Origin of the sequence: Paenibacillus sp. S28 (assembly GCF_016624415.1) — a bacterium.
GTDB lineage: Bacteria > Bacillota > Bacilli > Paenibacillales > Paenibacillaceae > Paenibacillus_AQ > Paenibacillus_AQ favisporus.
The window spans coordinates 214,932-241,109 of sequence record NZ_JACVTM010000005.1 but is presented as its reverse complement, the minus strand read 5'-3'; the positions used below and the strand labels follow the sequence as shown (position 1 = coordinate 241,109).

The 26,178-nt window shown below is 52.1% G+C and carries 19 protein-coding genes; all 19 read right to left on the bottom strand.

The window, feature by feature from the left end:
- Positions 1–45: 45 nt before the first annotated feature.
- Positions 46–930: a carbohydrate ABC transporter permease gene (locus IAE55_RS14700; RefSeq protein WP_089549172.1), complete on the bottom strand. Its 885-nt coding sequence runs from the start codon at positions 928–930 to the stop codon at positions 46–48.
- Between the two features lie 23 nt (positions 931–953).
- Positions 954–1,943 carry an ABC transporter permease gene (locus IAE55_RS14695; RefSeq protein ID WP_186327531.1) on the bottom strand — a complete coding sequence of 330 codons (990 nt, stop codon included), beginning with the start codon at positions 1,941–1,943 and terminating at the stop codon, positions 954–956.
- Positions 1,944–2,071: 128 nt separating this feature from the next.
- Positions 2,072–3,091 carry a LacI family DNA-binding transcriptional regulator gene (locus IAE55_RS14690; protein ID WP_105445744.1) on the bottom strand — a complete coding sequence of 340 codons (1,020 nt, stop codon included), beginning with the start codon at positions 3,089–3,091 and terminating at the stop codon, positions 2,072–2,074.
- A gap of 192 nt (positions 3,092–3,283) precedes the next feature.
- Entirely contained in the window at positions 3,284–4,339 is a 1,056-nt protein-coding gene (locus tag IAE55_RS14685; RefSeq protein ID WP_200633127.1) for a glycoside hydrolase family 76 protein, read from the bottom strand.
- A 53-nt stretch (positions 4,340–4,392) separates the two neighbouring features.
- The gene (locus tag IAE55_RS33815) at positions 4,393–5,379 is read right to left on the bottom strand and encodes a carbohydrate ABC transporter permease (protein ID WP_145161459.1); all 987 of its coding nucleotides are present in this window, start codon (positions 5,377–5,379) and stop codon (positions 4,393–4,395) included.
- Positions 5,380–5,406: 27 nt separating this feature from the next.
- On the bottom strand, positions 5,407–6,276 hold the full coding sequence (locus IAE55_RS14675) for a carbohydrate ABC transporter permease (protein ID WP_105445746.1): 870 nt from the start codon (positions 6,274–6,276) through the stop codon (positions 5,407–5,409).
- Complete coding sequence (locus IAE55_RS14670) at positions 6,273–8,522, bottom strand: DUF5696 domain-containing protein (RefSeq protein WP_200633126.1); 2,250 nt, start codon at positions 8,520–8,522, stop codon at positions 6,273–6,275. The genes IAE55_RS14675 and IAE55_RS14670 overlap by 4 nt, the downstream gene beginning before the upstream one ends.
- A gap of 10 nt (positions 8,523–8,532) precedes the next feature.
- Positions 8,533–9,180 (bottom strand): Yip1 family protein, encoded by a 648-nt coding sequence (locus tag IAE55_RS14665; RefSeq protein ID WP_186326079.1) that lies wholly within the window; start codon positions 9,178–9,180, stop codon positions 8,533–8,535.
- On the bottom strand, positions 9,177–10,601 hold the full coding sequence (locus IAE55_RS14660) for an NHL repeat-containing protein (protein ID WP_200633125.1): 1,425 nt from the start codon (positions 10,599–10,601) through the stop codon (positions 9,177–9,179). The genes IAE55_RS14665 and IAE55_RS14660 overlap by 4 nt, the downstream gene beginning before the upstream one ends.
- A gap of 9 nt (positions 10,602–10,610) precedes the next feature.
- Positions 10,611–11,468, bottom strand: a complete 858-nt coding sequence (locus IAE55_RS14655; RefSeq protein ID WP_089550416.1) for a carbohydrate ABC transporter permease — start codon at positions 11,466–11,468, stop codon at positions 10,611–10,613.
- Between the two features lie 21 nt (positions 11,469–11,489).
- On the bottom strand, positions 11,490–12,440 hold the full coding sequence (locus tag IAE55_RS14650; RefSeq protein ID WP_200633123.1) for a carbohydrate ABC transporter permease: 951 nt from the start codon (positions 12,438–12,440) through the stop codon (positions 11,490–11,492).
- A 21-nt stretch (positions 12,441–12,461) separates the two neighbouring features.
- On the bottom strand, positions 12,462–15,392 hold the full coding sequence (locus tag IAE55_RS14645; RefSeq protein WP_145161473.1) for an extracellular solute-binding protein: 2,931 nt from the start codon (positions 15,390–15,392) through the stop codon (positions 12,462–12,464).
- A 165-nt stretch (positions 15,393–15,557) separates the two neighbouring features.
- Complete coding sequence (locus IAE55_RS14640) at positions 15,558–16,976, bottom strand: ABC transporter substrate-binding protein (protein WP_145161476.1); 1,419 nt, start codon at positions 16,974–16,976, stop codon at positions 15,558–15,560.
- A 280-nt stretch (positions 16,977–17,256) separates the two neighbouring features.
- Positions 17,257–18,669, bottom strand: coding sequence for an ABC transporter substrate-binding protein (locus tag IAE55_RS14635; RefSeq protein ID WP_145161479.1), 1,413 nt, complete (start codon positions 18,667–18,669; stop codon positions 17,257–17,259).
- 64 nt (positions 18,670–18,733) lie between these two features.
- The gene (locus IAE55_RS14630; RefSeq protein WP_145161482.1) at positions 18,734–20,539 is read right to left on the bottom strand and encodes a cache domain-containing sensor histidine kinase; all 1,806 of its coding nucleotides are present in this window, start codon (positions 20,537–20,539) and stop codon (positions 18,734–18,736) included.
- Between the two features lie 15 nt (positions 20,540–20,554).
- Entirely contained in the window at positions 20,555–22,264 is a 1,710-nt protein-coding gene (locus IAE55_RS14625) for a response regulator transcription factor (protein ID WP_145161485.1), read from the bottom strand.
- 274 nt (positions 22,265–22,538) lie between these two features.
- Positions 22,539–23,831 carry a glycoside hydrolase family 125 protein gene (locus IAE55_RS14620; RefSeq protein WP_200633122.1) on the bottom strand — a complete coding sequence of 431 codons (1,293 nt, stop codon included), beginning with the start codon at positions 23,829–23,831 and terminating at the stop codon, positions 22,539–22,541.
- Positions 23,832–24,033: 202 nt separating this feature from the next.
- Positions 24,034–25,215, bottom strand: a complete 1,182-nt coding sequence (locus tag IAE55_RS14615; RefSeq protein ID WP_240913339.1) for a GntR family transcriptional regulator — start codon at positions 25,213–25,215, stop codon at positions 24,034–24,036.
- A gap of 218 nt (positions 25,216–25,433) precedes the next feature.
- Entirely contained in the window at positions 25,434–26,177 is a 744-nt protein-coding gene (locus IAE55_RS14610; protein ID WP_200633121.1) for an ABC transporter permease, read from the bottom strand.
- Position 26,178: the final 1 nt, after the last annotated feature.

The window sequence follows — 26,178 nt, the reverse complement described above, 5'->3', positions numbered from 1 at the left end:
CTTTCCTGATAGAGCCTGTTTCTTTACAGCCAGCTTCATTTTCACTTATTCCTTGACTGCCCCAAGCATCATCCCCGAGATAAAATATCTTTGCAATATCGGATACATCACAACAATCGGCAGTGTTGTTACGACGATTGTTGCTAGTTGGACCCCTTTCGTGGTGGTTTGAATCGCTACCGAACCGATATTTTGCATCGATTGCGTCTGAGACTGCACAATAATTTCATACAGCATCATCTGTAAGGGATATAGCGATTGGTCGGTGATATACAGTTTCGTGGTCATAAAATCGTTCCATTGCCCTACCCCGTTAAACAGGGCGATTGTGGCCATGGCCGGCATAGAAAGAGGAATGAATATGCTCAGAAAAACTCTCCAGTCGCCACCGCCGTCGATCTTCGCCGACTCTTCCAGCGAATCGGGCACATTGCGGAAGAAATTCATCAGGATGATGACATCATAGAAGCTTAAGAGAGCTGGAATAATATAAACCCAGAAGGTGTTTAGCAGGCCCAAGCTTTTAATCAATAAGTAGGTCGGAATCATACCGCCCGAGAAAAACATGGTGATGACACCCATCGCAACGTAGAACTTGCGGCCGCGGACGTATTTTTTGCTCAGGCCATAACCTACCATGGCACAGAAGAATACATGGGTGATAACCCCGATCACGGTTTTGGCAACCGAGATGAAAAAGGCCTGCCATATGCCTGTATCTCTGAATACAGCCTGATAATTTTCAAGAGATAATTCCTTAGGCCAGAAGATAAACCCGCCCTCGGCAAGGGCCCTGCCCGAACTGAAGGATGAAACGACGACGTTCCATAACGGAACGACAATAATAATCGTAAATACAACCAATAGGATGATGTTGATCGTATCAAAGATCTTGCTATCGAGATCCCCTTTTGCTGCTTTCAAATTCACCGTAATGCCTCCCCCTGCATGGCCTATAGAACGGATTGATTATCATTTAGTTTGCTGGTCACCTTATTAGCCGTAACGAGCAGAATGACCGATATGATGGATACTCCTAAACCAACCGCGGTGGCATAAGAGAAATCCCCTTGCGTCATCCCCATCCGGTACACGTACGAGTTAATGACTTCTGCCTTTTCCCGGTTCTGTGAATTCATGAGCACCAAGGTTTGATCCAAATTCGACCCCAATAAACCGCTTACAGTCAAGATCAGATTTAAGCTGATAATCATCTTCATGTTAGGCAGTGTGATGTTCCAGATTTGTCTGAGGCGACTCGCACCATCGATTTTTGCGGCTTCATAGTAGGTAGGATCAATCTTGGACATGACCGCCAAGTACAGAATCGTCCCCCATCCAGCTTCTTTCCAGATGTCCGATAAGGTCGCAATCCACCAATACTTGCTCGGGTCGAGCAAAATGTTTTGCGGCTGCGAGATCAGCCCTAAACCAAGCAGCACTTCGTTAAGTAAACCGGAGGTGGAGAACCAGGTAATGAGCATTCCGCCCAGCACGATCCATGACAAGAAGTGAGGCAGATACGAAATGGTCTGTACGAACTTTTTGAACCGGCCCATGCTAACCTCGTAAATCATAATGGCCAGAATGATCGGAATGACAAAGCCCACCGCCAATTTCAAAAAGCTGATGCCCAGCGTGTTGATTACGGAATCCCAAAAGTACTTGTCCGATATAATAATTTTGAAATTGTCCAGGCCAACCCACGGAGCGGAATCCAGCGTATCAATGACGGTGTAATTTTTGAAAGCAATGGATAAACCATAAATCGGTATGTAGCAAAAAATAAACATAAAGATAATACCGGGAAGAATCATCGATTGAAGCTCCCATTGCCGCTTGAAATCAATGAAAAACTCCTTGATTCTCTGCCCTCGCGGCTTCTTTCCGGTTGATTGAACCGGGCCTGTGCCGGTTGGCTGAACTAAAACTGTTTTGCCCACCTGGTAAGCCTCCTTTGATCACAAAATGACAGACTTAAATAAAAACGTTTTTATTTTTTGGCAAAAAATATCCTCCTATTTTGTATCATTTTTAAAAAAAGAATCGGAATAATCATCAGCCCTTTCACTTAAACCGGTTTATTCCGACTGATCTTCACATGACTGGTGCCGCGAACGACAAGCTCCCCAGGCAATTTCTGAGTCTTGCCTTGCTCTTTCTTCTGAATCATGCGAACCAGGTGATCCACTGCCAGAATGCCTTGTCTGGCAATCTGATTGCGTACGGTCGATAGAGGCGGTGTAAAATACTGTGCAATATCAATATCATCAAAGCCCACGACGCTTATATCTTGGGGAACCTCGTATCCCAGAGATTTCAGGGCCCGAATACAACCGATGGCACTCACGTCGTTACCGGCAAGAAAAGCATCCGGCACTTTGTCGGGGTGTAAGTGAAGAAAGGATTTCACAGCGTTATAGGAGCCTTCTTCCTCAAAATAACCTTGCAGGATATAGTCTCCATCGATGGGAAACTGACACTCGCGCAGTGCAGCCAGATATCCTTCTTTCCGCTGAACGCTGTCAAACATCGTATCCACGCCGGAAATATAAGCAATCTTCTTATGCCCCAGGCTGATCAAATATTTAGTCGCTTCATAACCGGCCTCATAGGAGTCGAAAATGATGCTGCCCATCGTCTCTTTCTGAATCTCGCGATCCAGAAACACGGCATTGATCTTGTCCTTCTCCATAGCGGCGATGTCTTTATCGTCGATCCTCAGCTCTTCGAATATGATGACACCATCCACCCGGCCGCCCATAATATTGCTCATGATAACCTGCTTATCCTTCGTAATAAACACATTCAATCCGTAACCCAGACGGTCGCATTCATGTGACATCGACTCAACCAGTGTGTAGAAGTAGGGCCCTGCCACGCTTGTTGTAAAGAAGCCAAGCATCTTGGTCTTCCCCGACTTCAGCAGCTTCCCGTTCAGGTTCGGTACATAATTTAATTGTTCTGCCACCTTCAGAACATGTGATTTGGTCTCCGGTGTCAATACATCTACGTCATTCAACGCGTTCGAAACCGTAGAAATGGAGACTCCGGCCGCTTTAGCCACATCCTTGATCGTTACCTTACCCATATAACCATTCTTCCTTTGCTATAAAAACGTTTTTATGTACATAAAATACCATACAAGCGCTTTCAACACAATCCTTTTTTTAGCAAGCGGGAAAACAAGCCAAAAGACCGCCCACTTTACGTGAACGGTCCACTGAGCCTGTCTTTCATACCAACGATGAAGTTCTACTGTTTAAGATATCGTTAAACATGTTTATTGTTTATTCTCATGATCGGCAAACCCCAGTTTCTCCAGCACCGCCATGCGCTCCAGCAGCTTTACGCCGCTCAGCTGGGTGCTCAGGGATACCGGTTCTGCCGACGCCTGGCTCCAGTCCGTTCCGAACAGGCATGCGGCGCTTCGCCCGGCGTCCCACAGCGCGCCGGCATTTGCGGCGAGCATCGGGACGGCAAGCCGGGCCGTTTCCTCCGAGGCCAGGCTCAGCTCAGCCAGGTAGCGGACCAGGATGCCTTTGAATAGGCCGCCGTCCCCGCTTCCTTCGTCCGGGAACACGCCGTCATCCGCGGCAAGCTCTGCCTTGGCGGCCTCGGCCGTGCGCAGAGCATCCCTGAGGAAGCCCGGCTCCCCGCTCACCCGCCACAGCTCCACGCCCGCTCCGATAAAGACACCCTGGCAGTAGGTAAACTTCCAGTCCTTATCAATCCTTCCGTCCCCGGTCCGGTTCATGCCGTCCCAGACGAAGCCGGTGGCGGGATCAACCAAAGAGCGCTGCTGCCAATCGTATATCTTGCAGGCCCACTCCAAATCCTCCGCGCTGCCAAAGCACCGGTACAGCCTTGCCGCGAGAATGGCGGCGGGCGCATTGGCCGGGGTGTTTTTGTAAGCCAGCTGGGATTTATGCCACGCAATGCCGCCTCCCATATGGTCGTTCCATCCGCTCTGGATGTCCTCCCACAGGATGTGGACGGTTTCCTTGTACTTCTCCTCGCCGGTCGCCTCATACGCGCGCAGCCAGGCGAGCGCCATCCATTCCATATCGTCGTACAGCTCATTCGGGTACACGCCGCCGTTCCGGCGCCGGATGCCGTCATGCAGCTCCGCAAGCATTTCCCCGTACACCGCCTCGCCGGTGCGCAGCATTCCGTCCACCAGCACGTCGGCGGCATGCGCCATCCACCAGTAATGAAAAATCGTGTTGCAATCTCCGTTCGGGCACGGCGTTTCAATATTGAACATCGCGATATCCGGATTCCAATAATGCCGGCGCAGCGCTTCCTGCGCCGCATCCGCGCGTTCTGACCACAGCATGGCGACCTCTCTCCCCTTTCAACGGCACCCGAATGGAGTGCTTTTCATTCCACTTACTCAACCAGCCCGGAACGCTCCACACCTTGAATGAAATACCGCTGCAGAAAGAGATAGACGACAAGCATCGGAATCAGTGCAAGGAATGTAGCGGCCATGACGACAGGCAGGCTGAACACTTCAAAGCTGCTGCCTGTCAATGTATCCAGGGATTGATAGAGCCGCGGAAGCATCATCGGCAAGGTGAACTTCTCCTCCGACGTCAGGAAGATCGACGGCTCAAAGAAGTCATTCCAGTGCCATACCAAGGACAGCAGGGTTGTTACGACGATCGCAGGCGGTGTAAGCGGGAGAATAATTTTCCAGTATACGCGGAAGCTTCCGCAGCCATCCACCCTGGCCGCATCCTCCAGCTCCCACGGAAGCCCGCGGAACAGCTGGCGGAAGATAAAGATGAATAAGGCCCCCCTTAGCCCATTGGCAAAGAAGGATGGCACGATCAGCGGCATCACGCTGTCCAGCCAGCCGATCGTCTTGTACTGCATATACAAAGGGACGATGATCGTTTGCGGCGGAATGATCATCGTGAACATGCACAGCACGAACAGGACTTCCCGCCCGGGAAACTTAATGCGCGAGAAACCATAGGCGACGAAAGAGCAGGATAATACCTGGCCGATCACGCTCACTACGGAAATCAGGGCCGAGTTATTGAAATGCGTCCAAAACTGCAGCCCCTTCATGCCGTAGTAGAAGTTTTCCCAGGCCAGACTCGTCGGAATCCACTTGATCGCGAAGTCGATCAGATCCACCGGATGCTTGAGCGAGGTCGTGATCATATAGATAAACGGATAGAGAAAAACAAAGGCCAAATCGATCAGAATGACGTACACGAAGATGCGGTAAATGAGCGCGAACCAGCGGCTTCTGCTGCTGATCCGGCTGATGACGCTGTTATTTCTTAACGCTTTCGCCCGGTTAGCGATACTTTCGGGCTGCACAGCCACACGCTGCCTGGTCTTCGACATCGGAATCGGTTTCACGCTGCACCACCTCCTTGCTCCTCATTCTCATTTTTCACCTGTGTATACGACTAAGCGTCTGGTCGAAGCAAATACGATAATGAGCAGCAGGAAGATAAACAAGAAGTAGATCCAGCCCATACCGGACGCGTAGCCCATTTCGATCTTCGTAAAGGCCGTATCTTTGATATAGACCATCATCCTGTTGTTGATATCCGTAAAGGAATCCACGCATGTATAGACCAGATTAAGCAGGATGATCGGCGAAATCAGCGGCAGCGTGATTTTCCAGAACATCTCCCATTCGGTTGCACCGTCGCATCTTGCCGACTCATAGAGCGACGGAGAAATCCCCTGAAGTCCGGCTAAAAAGAGCAGGATCTGCACGCCCGTTTTCCAGAAGATCACGGTAAGCCTGCTCAGCATATCAAAAACGATCTGCGAGAACGTCGGGCCCATATACAGAAATACTTCTTCCGGAACGCCGATGCCGTTCACCAGCGTGTCTTTGCCGACCCCTGCATAGAGCAGCTGCTGCATTGCAAGGCCGGAGCCGATCAAGACGGGCAGGAAGAACGCCGCGCGGAAGAAGGCGCGCCCGCGGATTTTATGATTCAGCAGGATCGCGATAAACAAAGAGAAGACCAGAATCAGCGGCGTATTGATGACGGCATCCTGCACCACCGAAATGAACAACGGAATAAACTGCGTATCCAGCACGAACGCTTTGTTGAAATTACCCCAGCCGACAGGCTCCAGGTCGAAATTGCCGACACCGACCACTTCATGAAAGGCCAGCCAAAGGGAGTAAATCAAGGGATACAGCATGAACAATGCGAACCCGATCGCCCATGGAGCGATATAAACATAGCCTGCCAGCATCTTTTTTCGTTCCAGACTCAACTTTTTCCCTGTCATGCTGATCCCCCCTTCGGCACCACGATGAAGTTTTTGCCCGGAACGAGATGATGATCGACCGTCACCTCACCCGGCGTATAATTGACAATGACGCGAGTCCCGTCCTCATATACGACCTCATAAACATCATCCTGCAGCTTGCGGTGCTCCTTCATCGTCTGCGACCATACCGGCCTCAGCTTGTCGTTCATCTCTTTGTAGTATTGGACCGCTTGATCCACCCAGTTGCTGTAGGCCGAGCTGAACAAATCGCTGTAGATGGTATCCTTTAAATCTTCAGAGTGGTTCATCGTTAATTGGTAGTACGGCATATAGCCGTATTCCACCATTTTGAGGTACTGCAGCTGTGGATCGTAGAACAAGTTTTGCGGATCGCCCGAGTAAGGAATAATGCCATGCAGCGCCATTTGGTAGAACGGAATCGTCTCGTCGGTAAAGAAGAAGCCGCTGTCCTCCATCGGGATGCCGAACAGGCGGGAGGAATGCTTCAGGCTGTATCCATTGCCCCCAACCGAGGCCGCACCGCCGAATTGCAGGACCGATTTCTCCATCATTTCCGTCCACTGCTTGGCTGTCCCCCCACGCTTCAGCGGATAATCATCGTTATAATCGTAGTAGAGCTGACTGCCGATGCCGTCGAAGTTAATGCCGGTAATGCCCAGCTTGCGCAGCGGATTCAGCACTTTCTTCTGGAAATGCGCATTCTGCTTGCCTGCATTCAAGTAGAAGAGCTCGCTGTAACGGTCGGTCACGACAAAATGGTTGGCTCCGACAACGACATCCTTACGCGACGAGAACCCGTCGTTGCCCTTCCATGCCTCGACATAGTTGTCCTGCAGGAAAAGCTGGTAGTTCTTCTCCTTCGCGTACTCGCTCAGCTTCGCCAGCCCGCTTGTGCCGCCCAGCTTACGGGAAGGCTTATATCCCGACGGATAACTCATGTAGCCTTCGCCCGTCCATCCGAGCAGGTTCGCCGAGATAGCCTGTACGCCGCGCTGGCTGAGGTCTTTCATCATGTCCTGCGCCTCTGAGAAGGTCGTATTCTGAATAAAATGATCGATCAGAATCTGGTTCTTCTTAATGCCCATAAGCAGGTCAAGCCCGAAAGGAACCGCCTCCCCTTTCTTCACCTTCGGAATCAAGCCTTGCTCGTCGAGCAAATACTCCCTGTAGGCGGTCGCCATATGGCTGTAATCGGCCTCTTTGCCGCTAAAGAACACGTAACGGATGGTATGATCCTCGCGAATCAGATCCTTTTCGGGCTTCTTCGTCAGGTTGCCGTCTTTCTTAACCGCTTCATACTCGCGCCTGTAAACAAGCTCGGAAGATACACGGTTCAAATTAATGAGATAGCCGCTCGGCGAATAGAGGATATTCGCGTCGTATTCCCCCTGGGTGATGATCCCCATAAAGGAGTTATCGCCCACTTTCAAGCCGAATATCGGCAGCATCGCGTTCTGTTCCCGTCCGAAAAAATTGAAGGTAATCGTATCCGCGCCGTAAACGCTCGCACGATAAGGATTCAAATAATTCGGGTGGTTCTTCTTAAAATAAGACAGCGCACCCGGCCCGTCGGGATAGACCGCATAGCCTTGATCGTGATCCGATGCCGCCCCGAAGAAGGGAAGCGGAGCAACCGACATGAGCCAGTTGTCTTCCCCTTCCTGGATCGATTGGCCGGGTACGGTGACTTCGAGGGCGTTCCCCTTCAATTGGAAGCTCATATCGAAGCTGATTTTCAGCCTTGGCAGCTCGTAACGGACCGATATCCCGTTTTCCAGTGAAGTCGTCGTCATCTTCGGCTGCTCGAGGGCAAAGTTCGTCTCCTGCGTTTCCAGCGCAGGCAGATGGGGATCCGTGTAGGTCAGATGAAAAATGGACTGACTGCTGGCGGTCCACAGCTCATTCCCGTCCGTGTCGACATCCTGGAGCGGAACTGCCGATTCCCACCGGTACCCGTTGCTCTTGTCGATCACCGCGATGGCGGAATCGGAAGAGCGGAACTGCAGCTCAAGCCGGTCGTTTTCGGCGATCTTCTCATAATGGGTTGGCTTCTGCGGCTGTCCGCTCTCCTCCGGAGCCGGCATCTGCTCACTCTCAACGACCTGGTTCTTATTCGGCCGCATTTCCTCCTTGGCCCGTTCAATAGCTTTTTGCACGGAGGGTAACGCCAGGAGCACGAGCGCAGCAATGATGACGCTGACGGTTAAATAGTAGATCCATCGTTTGGCGAGTCTCGTTTTCATGGTACCCCCCTCAGTTTTCCAGTAAGTATCTGACTTCTACGGCCACTTCACGCACAAATTGAAGAACGTGGTTCGTCAAGGCGAAGACAAGCCCTACCGTTCCCCAGAAAATAATAAAAGCAAAGATGGATAAAAGGAGGACGCCGACCGCCTTCTTAAAGGTATAGTCGTTCAGCACCTTCAGTTGAATGAAGATGAGCAGGGCCACCCACAGCCATATGATCGAATTGATGCTGTTGTACAGCCCCAGTTCGCCCCTTGACATCACCAAGGAGACGGCAGCCAGCGGGATGGTAAATACGATATAGGGAATCAAGGCATAGGACATCGCGGTCAGCACCTGGCTGAAGTAGGCCTCGCCGTCCATAATCGCCGTAATTAAATAACAGGCAATAACGCCCGAGATCAGCGGCACGACGAAGCGGATGATTTCCAAATTCAAATTGGCATCCTTCGGCTGAAGCGACGTCATATGAAAGCTGGTCATATAGATCGAGATAATTCTGACGCTGATGGTCAGCAGGATTAAGACGAATGCCGAGATCAGATGCTTGTTTTTCTGCAGCTCCTCGAATCCGTCCACGGGATGAAACAGTATTGCTATGCCCAGCCGCAGTGACCGGAGACCCGACTGTTTGAAATCCGCCGTTCTGATCAATAGCCATACCTCCTTATGACGGTATTCGTGACGCGGATCATGAATTTGACGATAAAGTAGATGGCGACCACGATGAGAACGACGGCCATAATGATCCAGCCCAAATATTCGCGCAACAAGCCATGCCGATACTCGGCGAAGGCCAGTGAATACCCTTCCTGGTCATTGCCCAGCTTAAATTCCCGCATCGCTTCCTTCCATCTCTCTTCCTTCATCAGCGCTTTCGCCACGCCGCGGTGGGCGAGCGGATAGTTCTCGTCGATCTTCAGCACTTCCTTCCAGGGCACCATCGCTTCCTGGTAACGCCCGTTGAAGTGCAGCTGGCTCGCTTGGTGGACCAATTCCGCGAAGCGTGTCGGCTGAAAAATTTGAATGTTATTGCGGTCCCGGTCCAGCACGTAGATTTTGCCCGCCTTATCGACGACGATGCTCGTCGGGTATTCGAAGCGCCCCTTCTCATCGCCTTGTCCGCCGAATACGGCAAGCAGATTGCCTTCCTGATCGTATTGATAGATCTTCCGCGACATTGCGTCGAGCGCGTTCACAACCCCGTACTGATCGACAGCCATATCGATGAAATAAGGGTTTTCCAGCGCCCCGCTTTCGATCGAGGCTTCGCCGAAAAATGCCTTCTTGTAGATGTTTTCACCCATGGCATTGAACTTCTTGAGCTGGTCCGCTTCGATCAGAACCGTCGGCGTATAAATAAATCCTTTACCGTCGATCGTGATATTTGAGTTTTGCGGAGGAACCGCATTGTTCAGCTGCTCCCGCTGCTCCGGCGTTGCCAGTAAACGGATGAGCAGCTTCTTCCAGTCGAACGGAACGCGGTTGGCGCCGATGTAGCCGCGGAACTGGTTCATCGCGTCTATCATCATAAAGCCGCTGTAGTCATTTTTATTGAGCGCATAGAGATAACCGCGCCGGTCCATGATGACTTTATCCGGGGAAAAGTCCAAATCCTCGCTCAGCAAGGAAGATTCCGGCTTGACGAATTCTTCGATCAATTCACCTTTCGGAGACAGATGAATGATCCTGCCGCTGCCCGTGTCCGCTACGAACATATGACCGAGGCTATCGACATAGATACCGCTCGGACTGCTGAGCTCGACGCCTTGTTCTTTCCCGAAGATGCCCAGCACTTTCCCTTGACCGTCCAATTTCACAATCCGGTTGTTATCCGTGTCGGCAACGTATAAGAGCCCCTTCTCGTCGATAAACAAGTCGTTCGGTTTATTCAAGCCGGGCTGGCCGACGTCCATAATGATCGTGTCTACCGTATAGGTCAGGGGGATCGGCATCCGATAACCATACATCGGATCGAGCGTATAGGACATTTGCGGGAGCGCATGGGCAGGCAAGCTGCAGATCAGAAACAGCAGACCGCCGAGTATACCCGCTGTTATTCGTTTGTACACCATATCCGCCCCCTATGATTTGATCCCGGAATGAACCATCGTATTCATAATCAGCTTCTGGAACAGCAGGAAGATGAGAATCGGAGGAAGCGTCATCAAGAACGTGCCGGCAGCCAGCGCACCCGTCCGCGCAACGACGCCCGGCCCTCCAGCCAGTGTCTGAATCGCCAGCGGCAGCGTCTTCATCGATTCGCTTGTCGTAAACACGAGCGCCGAGAAGAAATCGTTCCAGTTCCCGATGAAAGAGAAAATAATCAACGTTGCCCAGGCCGGCTTGCTCACCGCCATAATCACCCTCCAGAAGATTTTCCAATCCGATGCGCCGTCGATATGCGCAGCCTCGATCAGGGCATCGGGAATTTGATCGAAGAATTGTTTCATGAGGAAGATGTTGAAGGCCACGGCGATCTTCGGCAGAATTAACGCCCAATACGTATTGACCAAGCCTAAGCTCGATACGATCATATAGGTCGGAATCTGGGTCACCTGCGGCGAAAACATCAGAGCCGACAAGATAACGGAGAAGATGAAGCCCGCACCCGGCGGTTTGAACTTGGATAACACGTACGCTCCCAGGCAGCACACAACCAAGCTGGAGAGCACGACCGCAACGGAGACGAACAAGCTGTTAAAGATGTACCGCGAGAAAGGAACGACAGAGCTGTCCGTCGCGGTAAGCAGATCAAAGAAGCTGCGCAGGGTCGGCTTCTGCACGAAGAATCTCGGCGGGTAAAGGAACAGCTCGTCGAGCGGTTTGAAAGCCGTGGAAATCATATATACGATCGGCAAGGACGTAAATCCGACCAATGCGATCATAAACGCGTATAACAAACCCCTGTTGAAACGGGCGATAAATTTCGTAAAGCTCATCGTCACGTCCTTTAACCCCCCTTATTGATCTTTGGACGATAGTAACCGCATCACGATGCGGCCTAAGCCGAACGTGACTACAAACAGGAAGACGGCGATTGCCGATGCGTATCCCAACTCGAACCGGATGAAGGCATAGTCGAACAGATGCGAAATAATCGTATGGCCCGCATAGTTCGGGCTCGGCATACCGGAGATGGCTACGGCAATGTCGAACACCCCGAATGCGCCGACGATGGCGTTGACCGCGCCGAACAGCAGCTGCGGCTTCATTAGCGGCAGCGTAATGAACCACAATTCCTGAAACTTGCTGGAAATCCCGTCAATGGCGCCCGCTTCATACAGCTCTGGCGATACATTCTGCAGCCCCGCCAGGAATACCAGGAACCCCGTACCCATGCTCATCCACAAAGAAACGATGATGATAACCGGCATGATCGTGTTCGGATCCGTATTCCAGAGAATCGGTTCGCTGATCATGCCCCAGTTGAGCAGCGCATTGTTCAATAAACCGTAGCGGTCTCCGGAGAATATGTACAGCCAGACGATCGATAAAGCGATTCCGCTCGTAATTGAAGGGACGTAAAAGGCCAACGAGAAGATCATTTTGGCCTTCAGCGTATTGATCACCCACGCGAGCATAAAGGATAAGCAATAGCTTAGCGGCCCGGCGATCACAGCGAAGATAAACGTATTCTTAAGCGATGTGAGAAAGATGTCGTCTTCCAGAAACAAGACGCTGTAGTTGGATAAGCCTACCCACCTCGCCGGTTGGAGCATGTTGTAATAGGTGAAGCTGAGATAGACCGACTGCACGACGGGAATGACGGTAAACACGATGAAGAGAATCAGGAACGGGCTGAGAAACAAATAACCGAGCACAGCCCTCTTTCTCGCGTGAGTCAATTTGAATCGACGTGCCTTCTGCGGTGCCAGCTGGAGCGGCCCCTTAACCTCTACGCTGCTTTGCATACTGCTCCTCCTTCCGCCGCCTTAGTCTTTCGGCGTGAACCCGAATTCCTTCTGCTTGGCGTTAAGCTCTTTGTTAATATCCTTGATGCCCTTCTCCAGCGACTCCCTGATATTCATGCCGCCAAGAACAACGCGGTTCCAGGCATTATCGATGTTCCGCCCCGTGAAGTAGCCGCCGAGTACGTACGGCTGCTCTTTGTAGTACTTCCATTGATCCTTCAATGCCTTGAGGTCGTCCTCCGGCCATGGCAGCTGAGATAAGGCGTCTATATTCGCCGTATTCCAGCGGGCCTCGACGCCGAGCAGCGCCTCCAGCTCTTGGCCGAACTGCAGCTGAACCTCTGTACTCGTCCACCATTTCAGGAACTCCCAGGATTCCTGCTGATGCTCCGATTGCTTGAAGATCGCAACGGACTGTACTGCTCCACCGGTCGTACGGTCAATCGACCCATCGGCCTTCTGATGGCCGGGAGACGGCGCGACGCCCCAGCGTCCGATCAGCTCCGGCGCTGCGGTAGAGAGCTGTACATACGTGAGATAATCCGCGATCCCGATCGGCATTTCCCCGGTACGGAACCTGTTGAAGAAGTTCGCCATGATCGGGAACTTGTAATTGGTATACAGCTCCGTCCATTCCGTGAAGGCCTGGAAGGCTTCCGGTGAATCCAGCGCCGACTTTGCTCCGTTCTCCTTGTAATAGTCGCCGCCATTCTGGTAGAGAAACGGCATGAAGCCCAGCTGCGTGATCGGATAATACATCTGCATCCCGTTCTGCTGCAGAATCGGAAGCAGAGCATAGACCTCATCCCATGTCTTCGGGATGCTGACGCCCAGCTCGTTCAAGATATCCTTCCGGAAGACCAACAAGTTGAAATCCTGCGTTTCCGGTAGCGCATAGTTCCCCCCATTGTATTTGAAAGGAATGAGCGATCCCGCAAGGAACCGTTTACTGACCTCTTCATAATCAGGAAACTGCGTTAAATCGACAGAAGCGTCCCGGATCGCAAATTCGACGGGCAGATGCGCATCGACGCCTGTTGCGACATCCGGCGCTCTGCCGGAGCTTGCCGCGAGCAGCAGCGTGTTGACGGAGCCCGAGTTCAATTGACCGGCGGGAAGCGTATTGATGTTGATGCGTATGCCGGTTTTGGGCGTGAAGTCTTCCTCCGCCATTTCCTTCATAATTTCCGCCCACTCTTTGCCACGGGATACCCAAACCTCGATAACCGGACCCTCTTCCTCCCCCGTTTCGTTGTCGTAGACGCTGCCTACACCCGTATAGTCCTTCGTAAAGGAAGCCATGAAGTTTTTGAACGTGCTGACCGATTTTTGCAGAACGTTGGATTTTACCTTCGGATATTTCGTATCCGGGGCACTGATCAGGATGTAATCCAGAACAAGCGGCACATTCTGGAGATCCATCAGCAGCGTGCTGAGGTTCGTTTGGCTGTTGCTGAGCTCCGATAATTGTCTTGGAATCGAATCGGGGTTACGGATCATTTTCTCGAACGTGTGGTTCATCATCCGCAGACTGTTCACCGTGCTCGGCTCTACATCCGACAGAGCCTTGAGCGCATCCATCTGAACGAGCAGATCGTCCGCGATGACCTTCAAGTCTTCAATCAGCTTCGGCACCTTCTTGTTCAGCTCGTATTCGAAGTTCGGATCCGGCGTCGGTCCCGTGATCATAATAATGCGTCTGTACAGATCAGAGAGCTTCTGGGTATCGGCCGTCAAAGCTTCCATGATCGGTTGATACGGCCCGACCTGGGCGGCCATCGTCAGCGTATGCTCGCCTTTCGTTAAGTACACGAGCAGGGGTTCGTCTTTGCCTGTTTGTTCATTGTCCTTATGCAGCGTTTCGATCCGCCAGTTGCGCGAGTAGGTAAAAGGGTAGAGCTCCATTTCCTTGAACGGAACTTTTCCATCTATAAGAATTTGACGATAGGACGGCAGCCCATCGCCCCACCATTGTCCAAATTTCAGCCCAATCTTATACAACCCGTCCTGCGGAACCGAGAACACCCACGATGCCTTCTGACCGCCCTTCCTCCAGCGCCAGTCGCCAAATGCGTTCAGCCGGATTCTCCCATCGCCTGCCGGCTCCATTAACGGATCGCCATTCGATTCTCTGCGGATCGTCGGATCGGATTTCGTCGGATTGTTCTCCGCCTGCACTTTCACATTGATCTGCTGGGCAGGCTCATAACCTTGCGCGGTGTAGGCCTGCTTCACTTCGGCATAGCTGGGTAGCTGCTCCGGTGACGTAATCCGGATCTCGTCGATGGCCATCGGTTCGAGCAAATAATTCATCCGAATGACATGCTTGCCTGCGGTCATATAAAATTGGAAGGGTTCCGGGTACAGACCGTTCCCGTCCGAAACCGGAAGGTCCATCCACTGCGGCTTCTCGATTTGCTTGGGTCTGACGTCGTCTCCCTGGTTGTTTTGGGCCGGATCGCCCCGGTCGACCCAGCTGCGGTAGAAATAGATACGCTGCGCCTCGCGAAACGGGCTTTCTCCGTCAATAAGCAGCTCCCGCTGAATCGGCATTCTTTTTCCCGGCATCGGATAATAACTTAGGGCCAGGTTGTAAAGACCGTCCTGCGGGATATCTACCGACCATTCGATCCACGTTGTCGTGCTGTCCCACACAAGAGCGGAAAGACCGTCTACCGTTTCCAAGACCGGCTTCGTGCCTCCAAACGCCGAATGCTGATCGGCTTTCATCACGATGTCCGGTTGATCGGCAGGCGGATAGCCCTCTTTCTTATATCCAGCCAGCGTGGTCGCATAAGTCGGCTCCAAAATACTGTTCATGGCTAATTGGTCATTCGTCAGCGAAACGCCTTGATTCTGATTCCGGTCCCGTAAACGTTCGTTGTTGGCATAAGAATGAAAGCTCTCACCGAAGGTCAGCGAAAAGACAAGAAAAGTGATCGATATAAGCATGACTCTCTTCCACTTTAGTGCATCATTCCAACGCCATTTCAAGCACCGTCACCTCTTTGTCGTTCAATTCATCAGGATGTCCCTTAAGCGGTTCTCTTCCTTCTAATGAAGAAAGGGGACAGGCGATTCACCCGCCCCCCTCCTTATGAAACCGGTCCACCTTGATTATTTCGATTCCAGTTTTTTGAGCTCGTTATCGACGTTCTTCTTGACTTCGTCCAGCAGCTTCTTCGGCTCGCCCTTTCCGTTCAAGGCCAAATCCTGAACACGGAAGGTTTCATCCCACAGCTTCTGGCCAACAGGCGTAACAGGGCGGTAATGCGCCACAGGCATCAAATCGACGAATACCTTCAGCTTCGGATTCTCGGTAATCTTAATTTCTTCGTTCACCTTCGGCATCGTCGTAATATCGTTGCCCGCATCCGCCCGCTTGGCCCAGAGCAGCGTGCCCTTATAGCCGCCGATAAACTTGAGGAGCTCCCACGCTTCCTGCGGATGCTTGGCTCCCTTCGGCATGACCCAGGAATGGCCGCCTGCCCATGTCGTTTGAGGATAGCCTTCCGCGGAAGGCATCGGGGCGACGCCCCACTCGAAGGTAGGCTTCACCTTCGCATTGCTGGTCAAATCGTTCAGAACCCAGTTGCCGTCCACGACGAATCCGACTTTGCCGGTCCAGAACGAATTGATGCCGGTTTTGCCCATGACATCGTTGAACTTGTTGATTTTGGACATATCGTATTTTTTGGCGTAGCTGACCATCCATTCAAGCGCTTTTACAATTTGCGGGTGGTTTGGCGTCAATTCCTCGCCATTGGTCCATTCTCCGCCAAAGTTCCAGCTTTGCGTGTATAAGTAGGTTTGATTTGCCCAAGGAATAAAGCCGACCTGCTCATAGCCGCTGCCGTTGCTTGTTTTCTTGAACATTTTCTCCGCCATCGCATCCAATTCCGCAATCGTAACCGGCGGCTTCTCCGGGTCGAGACCCGCTTCCTTCATAAGCGTTTTATTATAATAAAGCGCCCGGTTATCTGTGGTGAACGGCATCGCATAGAGCTGGTCCTTGTAATTCGCTTCCGCCCAGACGCCCGGATAATAATCGTCGGCGCGTACTTCGTCTCCGGCATCGACGAACGGCTGCAGGCTTTCCAGCGATCCCTTCGCCGCCCATTGCCCTACCATGAAGCGGTCGAGCACCGCTACGTCCGGAGGCGTACCGCCGGCAATCAGCGTCGTCAGCTTATCCGTGCCCCCTTGATCGATGATGTATTTCACCTTGATATTCGGGTGCTCTTTCTCAAATTCGCTGATGACAATTTTCGTGTAGTCCGTCTGGAATTTGCCTCCCCAACCCCAGAGCTCAAGCGTTACCTTTTCACCGCTGCCTTTACCCGTATCGGTATTTTTCTTGGCGGTATCGGTCTGTTGATTCGTACTTTCCGTTCCCTTTGTATCACTGGCTCCATTCTCTCCGCTGGACCCGCCCGAGCCCCCGCAGCCTGTTAATACGAAACATACCGATAATGCGGTAACCAGATACTTGAGCATCGCTCTTCTCAAATGAGTGGCGCCCTTCTTTTTCCTCACTTACATGCCTCCTTTTTGCATATATAAGTTGAAATATTGAACTAGGAATGGGGGCAAGTACGGCCTACATCCTATTCTTTAGTTCATCTTATATAGGTTTTAAATGATACTAATGAAGTTAATTCCTCTTTAGTGTAAACGCTTTTATGAGAGGGGATAATGAGACTGCTTTTGTATTTCGTGTACTATCTTTACTATCTTGGAAGGGGAGCCATCGGCTTCGCGTATCAATGCGGGGCAAGAAAAAAAGAGTGCCTGTCAAAAAGCATGACAGACACTCTTACGGCTGCACATCGCGGCCTTGGGGATGCTCCATTTTGCTGTTGCCGTCCCCCATAACCTTAGCCAATTCAGCATCGACGTTCTTCTTCATTTCATTCAAGAGCTCTTCCGGTTCCCCCTGCAGATTCATCGCCAGCGTTTGTACGCGGAGCATTTCATCCCACATGTATCCGCCCACAGGTGTGACAGGCCTGATGTAAGCATTCCCGAGCAGCTCCGTAAACACCTTCATCGGTTCCTTCTGATCCAGGCCGAGCTTGGCATTCACTTCCGGAATACACATCAGATCATTCTTGCCGCCCTCACGGCCGGCCCATAAGAGCGAGCCTTCCTTGCCCGCTACGTACTTCATAAACCTCCAAGCTTCCTCTTTATTTTTCGCCCCTTTGGGCATGACGAACGACCACCCCCCTGACCATGTGACCGGCCGGCTGCCATCGATTGTAGGCATCGGCGCTACACCCCACTCGAAATCCAAGTCTTCCATCCCATTAAGAAGCCAGTTGCCTTCATAGACAAATCCGACTTTGCCGGACAAGAAGGAGTTTCTTCCGGTTTGTCTCATCATCTCCGAAAACTTCAACAGTTTCTTTACATCGTACTTCTCGGCGTAGCCCTGCACCCATTCCAGCGCTTTAACGTTCCGCGGATCGTTTGGCGTCAGCTTCCCGCCTCGTCCCCATTCGCCGCCAAAATTCCATCCATGCGTATACAAGAAGCCCTGGCCCATCCATGGGACGAATCCGACCTGCTCATATGCGCCGTCCCCGTTCGTTTTGAACATCCTCTCTGCCATGGCATCCAGGCCGGCAATGGTTCTCGGGGGATGGTCAGGATCAAAACCCGCCTGCTTCATCATCGTTTTGTTATAATACATGGCGCGGCTGTCCATATTCCAAGGGAGGGCGTACGTTTTGCCTTCGTATTGGGATTCCGCCCACACGCTTTTATAATAAATACTCGCCATATCTTCACGATTCGCATAAGCCGAAATGTCTTCAATGGAGCCCATCGCCGCCCATTCGCCTACAATAAACCGGTCGATCATCGCGACATCCGGCGCCTTTCCTCCGGCAATCGCCGTCAGCAGCTTATCCGAGCCTTGCGAATTGTCCGAGTTCTCGATGAAGGTCATTTCAACCTTGATATCCGGGTTTGCCTCTTCGAACGGCTTCACGACCGTATCGTAGAATTCGTCCTGAAATCCTCCGACCCACGAATACCAGAAGCTTATCGTTACAGGGCCGTTATGCTTAATCGAGCTGCTCGCAGCATTTTTGCCTAATATTTCTGAATTAACGTTGAATGTCGCTCCCTTGCTGACATAAGCGTTCCATACCATGATTACGGTGGCCAGGAGTACAAGTATGAAAAGAACAGGCATCTTTCGACGAGTCAAGAACACTTTCATCGTTACCTCCACTTTTAACTTTCTCTTGTAATCATCCTACGCACGCTGTCATATGAAACTCGTTTCAACTGACTTGCTGAGCAGGGCTTCGCTTCGTGAGCGGGATCGTCATGGTTACTTTCGTTCCTTCCCCCAAGCTGCTCTCCATCTCAATCCCGTACTGGGCACCATATGCGATTTTGATTTGTGAATTAATATTTCTCAGCGCAAAGCTGCTTTCCTCCGCAGGCTGTTCTCCGCCCAGAATGTGCTGCAATTCAGCCAACTTATCCGGCGCAATTCCCGCACCGTCGTCCGTAACGACGAATTTCAGGCAGCTGCCTTCCCGGGTAAAGGCGATATCCAGCCGGCCCTTGCCTGATTTTCGCTCCAGCCCGTGATAAATCGCATTCTCTACGATCGGCTGAAAAATAAATTTGAGCACTCTATAATCCATCAGCGATTCGTCCGCTTGCACATAGAGCGTAAACTTGTCCTTATACCGGACCTTCTGGATCATGATATAGCTCTCGATCAAATGGACGACCTGGCTGACCGGCACTTCATCCCTTCCCTCGCTCAGACTGATCCGCAAATACTTCGACAGTCCGAAGATCATCGTGCTAATGTCGTCAACTTTATGTATGCGGGCAATCCAGTGGACGGAATCGAGCGTATTGTACAGAAAATGAGCGTTAATTTGAGACCCCAGCATTTTCAGCTGAAGATCCCGTTCCAGCAGCTTCTGCACATACAGTTCGTTGATTAATTCTTTGATATGGGCCACCATCTGGTTAAAATGGGTGAACAAATAGCCGAATTCGTCCTCTCGTTTATCGACAATCCGGATGTTGAAATCGCCATCCCTGGCTCGGCGCATCGCATGCGTCATCTTCTGAAGCGGCCGGTGAACGGCAGAAGCGATAATGATCGCGAGCAGGATACCGATGCAGGAAAAAACAATGCCCAGCGACAGCATATACCAGCGAATATCCATCGCTTCCTTCATCAAATCATTGCTGCGCAGCATGCCGACGAGCCTCCAATGGTTCGTCTCCAGTTGACTGTAGACGACCAGCATCTCTTGCCCGTCTATAGAGTAGCTTAGCGTTCCTTGACGCTCTTCCTTAAACGGAATGTCCAGTTTGCTGGACAATAGAATTCCACCCTTATCCCCTTTGATCTGGCCGGTATCGTCCATTATGACGTTGATTCCCGACCCGTCATAATCGATTTCCGCCAAAATTTCCCGGACCTCCGCCGGATCGACTTCGTACAGCACGACGCCGATAATTTCTCCGCGGCCTTTCATGTTTTTCTGGGCACGGCCAAAGGTAAAAACAGGCTCGGAGCTCGGGCCTTTTATTAATGAAGGCATGATGCCGAAATAGACGAGCCTGCCGTCAGCCTGACGGATTTGTTGATACCAGGCCTCCGTGAAATATTCATAGGGGTAAGAATTGTAGACCGGAAAGGATTCTTTGGGTGAATAGCGGTAGGAGTAGCCCCTCTCGCTGAGCAGATAGATATTATTCATATCATTCCTGGAGTTTACCAGGTTCGATAGAAAGGCGGTATTCGCGTTATTCGTCTGAATCCTTTCCTTCTCGTCCATAAAATCTCCCATGAGCTGCTTCTGAATATCCTTATTGCCGACGACAAGAAGGGAACGGTCCTCGTATCCCTCCAGAAGGATATCGACCCGCTTGCTCATCTGCTGAACATTCTGAAGCGCCATGCCTCCGATTTTGTTCTCCATCATCTGAGCGGATTTATCATAGGATAGATATCCCATAACGGTAATAATGACGATCATGCTGGCTACATAGAATCCGAACACCTTCATTCCGACCGAATTGAACTTGATTCTATCGATGAACTGCAGTCTCATGAGGTCCCTCTCTTCTTATGCCCCGTAATTACGGTATTGAGCGGGCGTCATGCCTTCCCATTCCTTAAAAGTTTTGACGAAATGCCGAAAATCCCGATATCCGACCCGGTCTGCGACTTCATATACCTTTAGAGGGGTCTGTTCAAGCAATTCTTTCGCCTTCGTGATTCGGATTCGAATGAGATAGCGGCTGAGCGTTTCGCCAACCTCTTCGTGAAACACTCTGCTGAAGTAAGAGGGATTCATGTAAATCTTTTCGGCCACGTTATGAAGGCTGATGCCAAGGTGGTAGTTATCATGGATATAACGCAGCGCCGTTTCTATCGTTCGCTTATGCGCAATTGAGGGTGCACGAGTATCCTTTATGAGGAAGGTGTCCATGATCATGGCCTTCCAATCGCCAATTGAACACCTGTAGAGCTGAAGCTTGCGTTGATGCGTAATGGTGGAAGCCTTGGAATGATCCTTTGCCTGGAGCAGCTCCTGCCACTTGGACAAAAGAATGCTGATGTGCATATTCATTTCATACCGCACAGCAATGGCCGGCGTCTGCTTGATGAGCTCTTGAAGCAGCCCGGTTTGTACATCGAGCAGTTCGGACAGCCTGGCCGCGTCCATCAGCTTCATGGCATGCAGAATCCGATTCGACAATGCCGAGTCAAGGGAGTCCGCTTTGTGATCCGTGAGCAGAACGTCCGCCGTCAATTGCCCCATGCATGCAGCCATGCGGTAGTCCAGCTGCTCAGCCGGGCGGGGCTTGGATCCATGACCTGCTGAACTGCCGTCCATCGGGGCAGTATGGACCTGCCCGGGTCCGTGAACCAAATAGTTCATACTTATGGTAAGCGCTTCCCTAAAAGAGGATGCAAGCTGCGTCCTCTCTCTTAAGCCGCTGATCCCTATGCTGATTCGAACGCCTAACACTTGAAGCGCATCTTCAATAACGCCCTCCATATAGCGGTACAAGTCCTCGACGCCGAAAGAGGTATCGGGCTCACTTAGCGAAGCAATCAGTGCAATGTCCGCAAAATCATTCCCTTGTAAAGGACAAGCCAAGCACCGGATCCCCTTTTGAGACAGGATTTCTTCCACCAAATTCCCAAGCGCGTACCTCATGAGCGAGCATCCGCTTTCGTCCATCTCCCGGTCTCCCCACTCGTGGACGACCATCGCCATAACGATCAGCCGTTTCGGATCGAGGTTGATATGAAGGGCTTCCCATGTGGATTGCATCTCTCGTTCTGTCAAAGATCGGGTTAAACTCATCTCCAGGTGCTTCTGTCTGGCGAGCGGCAAGCTTTCCCGAATGCGGCCCGACAATTCCTGCAGGCGGGAGCTCAGCTCCTGCTTCTGTTTAATTTCGCTGATGCAGCGTTCAATAATTTCAAGCAAAATCGGTTCTTCGACTGGTTTGAGAATATAGTCAAACGCTCCTAGCTTGACCGCCTTCTGCGCATACGCAAAGTCGCTGAAGCCGCTAATAAAAATAACCTTTGTATCGATTCCGCGCTTTTTGATTTCTTCCATTAAATCCATACCGTCCATCGTGGGCATCTTGATATCCGAAATGATAATTTCCGGAACATGGGCTTCGATTAATTCCAACGCCTTGCAACCATCCTCGGCGTCACCGATAAATTGGATTCCGTGTGAGCTCCAATCAATGGTCCTTTTCAAGCCTTCCCGAATCCAGTGCTCGTCATCGACTACCATGAGTTTTATCACTGTGTATGCCCTCCTTTTCGATCAGCCCAACACAAACCAGGCTGTGTTACACCAATATTACAGAAGCAGCAAAAGTAATATAATGTTTTTATCTTTGGATTAAGTGTAATATTTTTACTTCGCTCTGTCTCCTCACATATGCAACAAGCTCTTGGCCGTCGCCAAGGCAATGAAACAAAAATTCCCCCTACGGAAGTAGGAGGAAAGTAATATCGAGGTGCAGGAAAGCCTTCGTCCAACTCCGCACTTTATTAGATATCTGGGATTATCTCTCTTAGCGCATCACGCGGATGCCGCAGTAATCCATCAGCAGTTCGCAGAACATCATGTTTGCCCACGAGAACCAAGGTCTCGTATACTCCGCCGGATCATCGGCCTTAAAGCTTTCGTGCATCAGCCCGGTTCCCGCGTCCGTTCGGCTCATCACCTGCAGCAGGCGCAGCTTCTCCTCAGGGCTGTCCGCGGTCAGCCCTTGCATCGCCAGGGCGATATGCCAAATGTAGCCCTGCGGTGTATGCGGGCTGCCGATCCCCTCGGCCGCAGTTCCTTCATAATAATAAGGATTGTTCCGACTCAAAATAAACCGCCGTGTATTCTGGTACACCTCATTCGACGCATCCCGGTAACCGAGATACGGAATCGACAGCAGGCTCGGCACGTTGGCGTCGTCCATCAGATTGTGATGGCCCAAGCCATCGGTTTCGTAGGCGTAGATCGGGCCGAATTCCGGATGCTGTACAATGCCGTGCTCTCGGATGCCCTGCTCGATCTCCTGGGCAAGCTTGGCGGCCCTGCCCTGCAGTTCTTCATCCTGCAGCACCTCTCCGGCGACTTCCCGCAAATAGCCGAGCACCACGACGGCGAACATATTGGAAGGAACCAGATAGCCGTATTCGCACGCATCGTCGCTCGGCCGGAATCCGGACCAGGTCATGCCCGTATAGGCCGTCTCCGCGCCTTTGCCGTCCCGCACCAGCGTATCGCTCGGCACGCAGTCCTTCCGCTGGAACCGGTAAGGCGACCGCTCTTCATGGCGCTGCTCCACCGTCCACAAATCCAATATGGCCTCCGCAGCTTGACGGAAGCTGCCTTGGAATTGCGAGGTTCTGCCCGTGTTCTTCCAGAGCAGGTAGCTGAGCTGAAGCGGATAGCAGAGCGAATCGATTTCGTATTTGCGTTCCCATATCCAGGGGGTCATCTCTGTCTCGTCCGCTTGGTGGCCGCGCCCGTTGGCTTCCTCGTTGAAGGCGTTTGCATAAGGGTCCAGCAAAATCGAATCCAGCTGCCGCCGCACCAAGCCTTCGATCATGTCCGCAGCTTCCGGATCCTCCTTCGCCAGCACCAGAAACGGCCGCACCTGCGCGGCTGAGTCGCGCAGCCACATCGCCGGAATATCGCCGGTGATGACGAAAGTCGTTCTGTCCTCCATCCGTTTCAGCGTCGTCCCCCAAGTATTCCGTATCGCATTTTGGAAAATGTCCAGCAAACGCGTCTCTCCGGCCAGCTGTTCGGACATTCTCCCGGCCAACCGTTCCAAAGTAACAGGCTCCGTACCCAGTGATTTCATGCGCTCTCCTCCTTGGTTATGGCATCATAAGCGTCGAAAGTTAATGAATATATCAGCTATGCTACCGTATGAATACACAAAAATTATATTTGTTGGTAAGTTAACATGTCAATATACTTTTTATAACATTTTATCATTAAATATTATATTATTTAAAAGAAAAACGGCATTCCCGCTGAGGCCTGCCGCTTTGGTTTCAACTCTATTTGTGTTTCATGGCAAGCCCGCCGTTTCGGACAGGTCCAGCCGACAAGCCTTCGACGAGCTCGGCATCCAGCAGGATTTTACCGGGAACGCTCTCGCCGTTTCGCAATTTAAGCACGTTTTCAAAGGCGAGCCTCCCCATCTCATTCTGCTTCTGCCGCATATGGGTGAACAAGGAGCCGGCAGCGTCATCCGGACTGTCAAAGCATACGATCGACAGGTCTTCCGGCACGCGGATCCCCGACTCCAGCGCAGCCTCATAAGCAAGCCTGGCGATGTTGTATTCCATGGCGAACAGAGCGGTAATCTCCGGATGGGCCGCGAGATGGCGCTTGATATGTTCCTTCTCCTTCTTCTTGTTCTCCGGTACAAAGGCAGCCGGCAGCGTCGCCGTAATGTTCTCCATCCACAGGCTCCGGTCGGCGGCAATGCCGCTTTCCGCATGGGCCTGGATAAACCCTTCGATCCGCTCCTCGATGGCGGTCGTATCGCGGGGCGGGGTGGTCATAAGGCCGATATGGGTATGCCCAAGTCCGAACAGGTAATGGATCAGCTGCTTGGACGCCGATACGTTGTCCGTGCTGATGGAGCTGGCGGAAACACCTTTCAGGTGCCGGTCCAGCAGCACGAACGGATACTCGCTGATGACCAGCTTCAAAATTTCGGCATTGAAGTATTCACCTTGCGCCGGGAAAATAATGAGCCCGTCCACCCCGATCTCCAGAAGGCCCTGAATCGCTTCCTGCTCTCTGGCGGTCTCTCCCAGCGACCTGCGGAGAATCAAATAGCTGTCATGCTCGCGGGATGCTTCCTCCATGCCGAAGACGAGGTCCGTTCCATAGCTGTCCCCAAAGTCGGTCATGACCAGTCCGATCAGCAGCTTGCCGCTCTCCCGGCGCCGCTTGGACGCTGCCCCCGCACGGGACGGCGGTGTTCCTCCCCCGCTTTCATAATCCTCGGCTACAAAGGAGCCTCTCCCCGGCTGGCGGACAATGTATCCCTCCTGCGTAAGCATCTCCAGCGCCTTCTTGCTGGTGATCCGGCTGACGCTGTAGGCTTCGCCCAGCTCCTTTTCCGATGGGATCCGCTCCCCCGGCATATATTTTCCGGCTACGATCTGATCGCGCAGTTCTTCAAAGATTTGTTCGTACATCGGCTTCGACGACGATTCATGCGACACGTTGCAACCTCCTCTGTCTCTGGGTCCACAAGTTCAGCTCCGCTGAACCATTCTACAATCTCTAAATAATATATCATGTTATATTCGCTTTGTGAATAGCCGCCGGACTGGAAGCCCCGTTGAACGGCATCTTCACCCTGCACCAGCATAAAAAAAGAGCGCCCCCAGCGGGGACGCCCTTATGATGCTTTACCCTTATTTTCAGTAGCCCAAACCTTCTATACTTCCTTCATCCGGAAGTAGATCCACCCGATTAGGAAAAAGACTACAAAACTGCCGACGACTGTAATCATCAGACTTTCAAACGGCAGGTTCAGTGCCCCGAATCCGCCTCCCTCCATCGTGCCTGCCGGCAGGGTTGCCAGAAACGGCTGCGCCCAGGGATAGTAAGGACCATAGGTGGCCGAGTTCACCACCAGCATATTCGGGATGGTGAACATCACGTTCAGCGCCAGCGGAGCCGCGAAGCTGCTCCACATAAGCGAGGCGGCCAGCTGCAGCGCCGCGAGCGGCAGGCAGGCGACCCAGCCGCCCAGCAGGCTGCGGCCGATCTCCGTCCACGGAATCGGACCGGGCAGGCCCTTCACGTCGCCGACCAGCAGCAGTGCGCCGAGAAAGAGCACCTGCATGATCAGCAGCAGAGCGATAATGACCGTATACTTTGCCAGAAACACCCCGGATCGGGTCACCGGCAGGACCAGCAGCTGCTTCCACCCGCCCCCTTGATGCTCGTAGCGGCAGATGAAGGCGGCGAAGATTCCCGACATGATCGGCATGAACAGCAGCGCATGCAGCATGCTCAAGGCGCCGAGCAGCACCAGCCATGGCTGCTGCCGGCTGTCTACATCCGACAGCAGCCCGACCAGGACGGAGACGAGCGGACTGACCAGGATAAGCAGCACGATCAGAGAGCGGGACATCTTCAGCCGTTCGGCGGATAACACCCGAAAGTAACTCAGCATC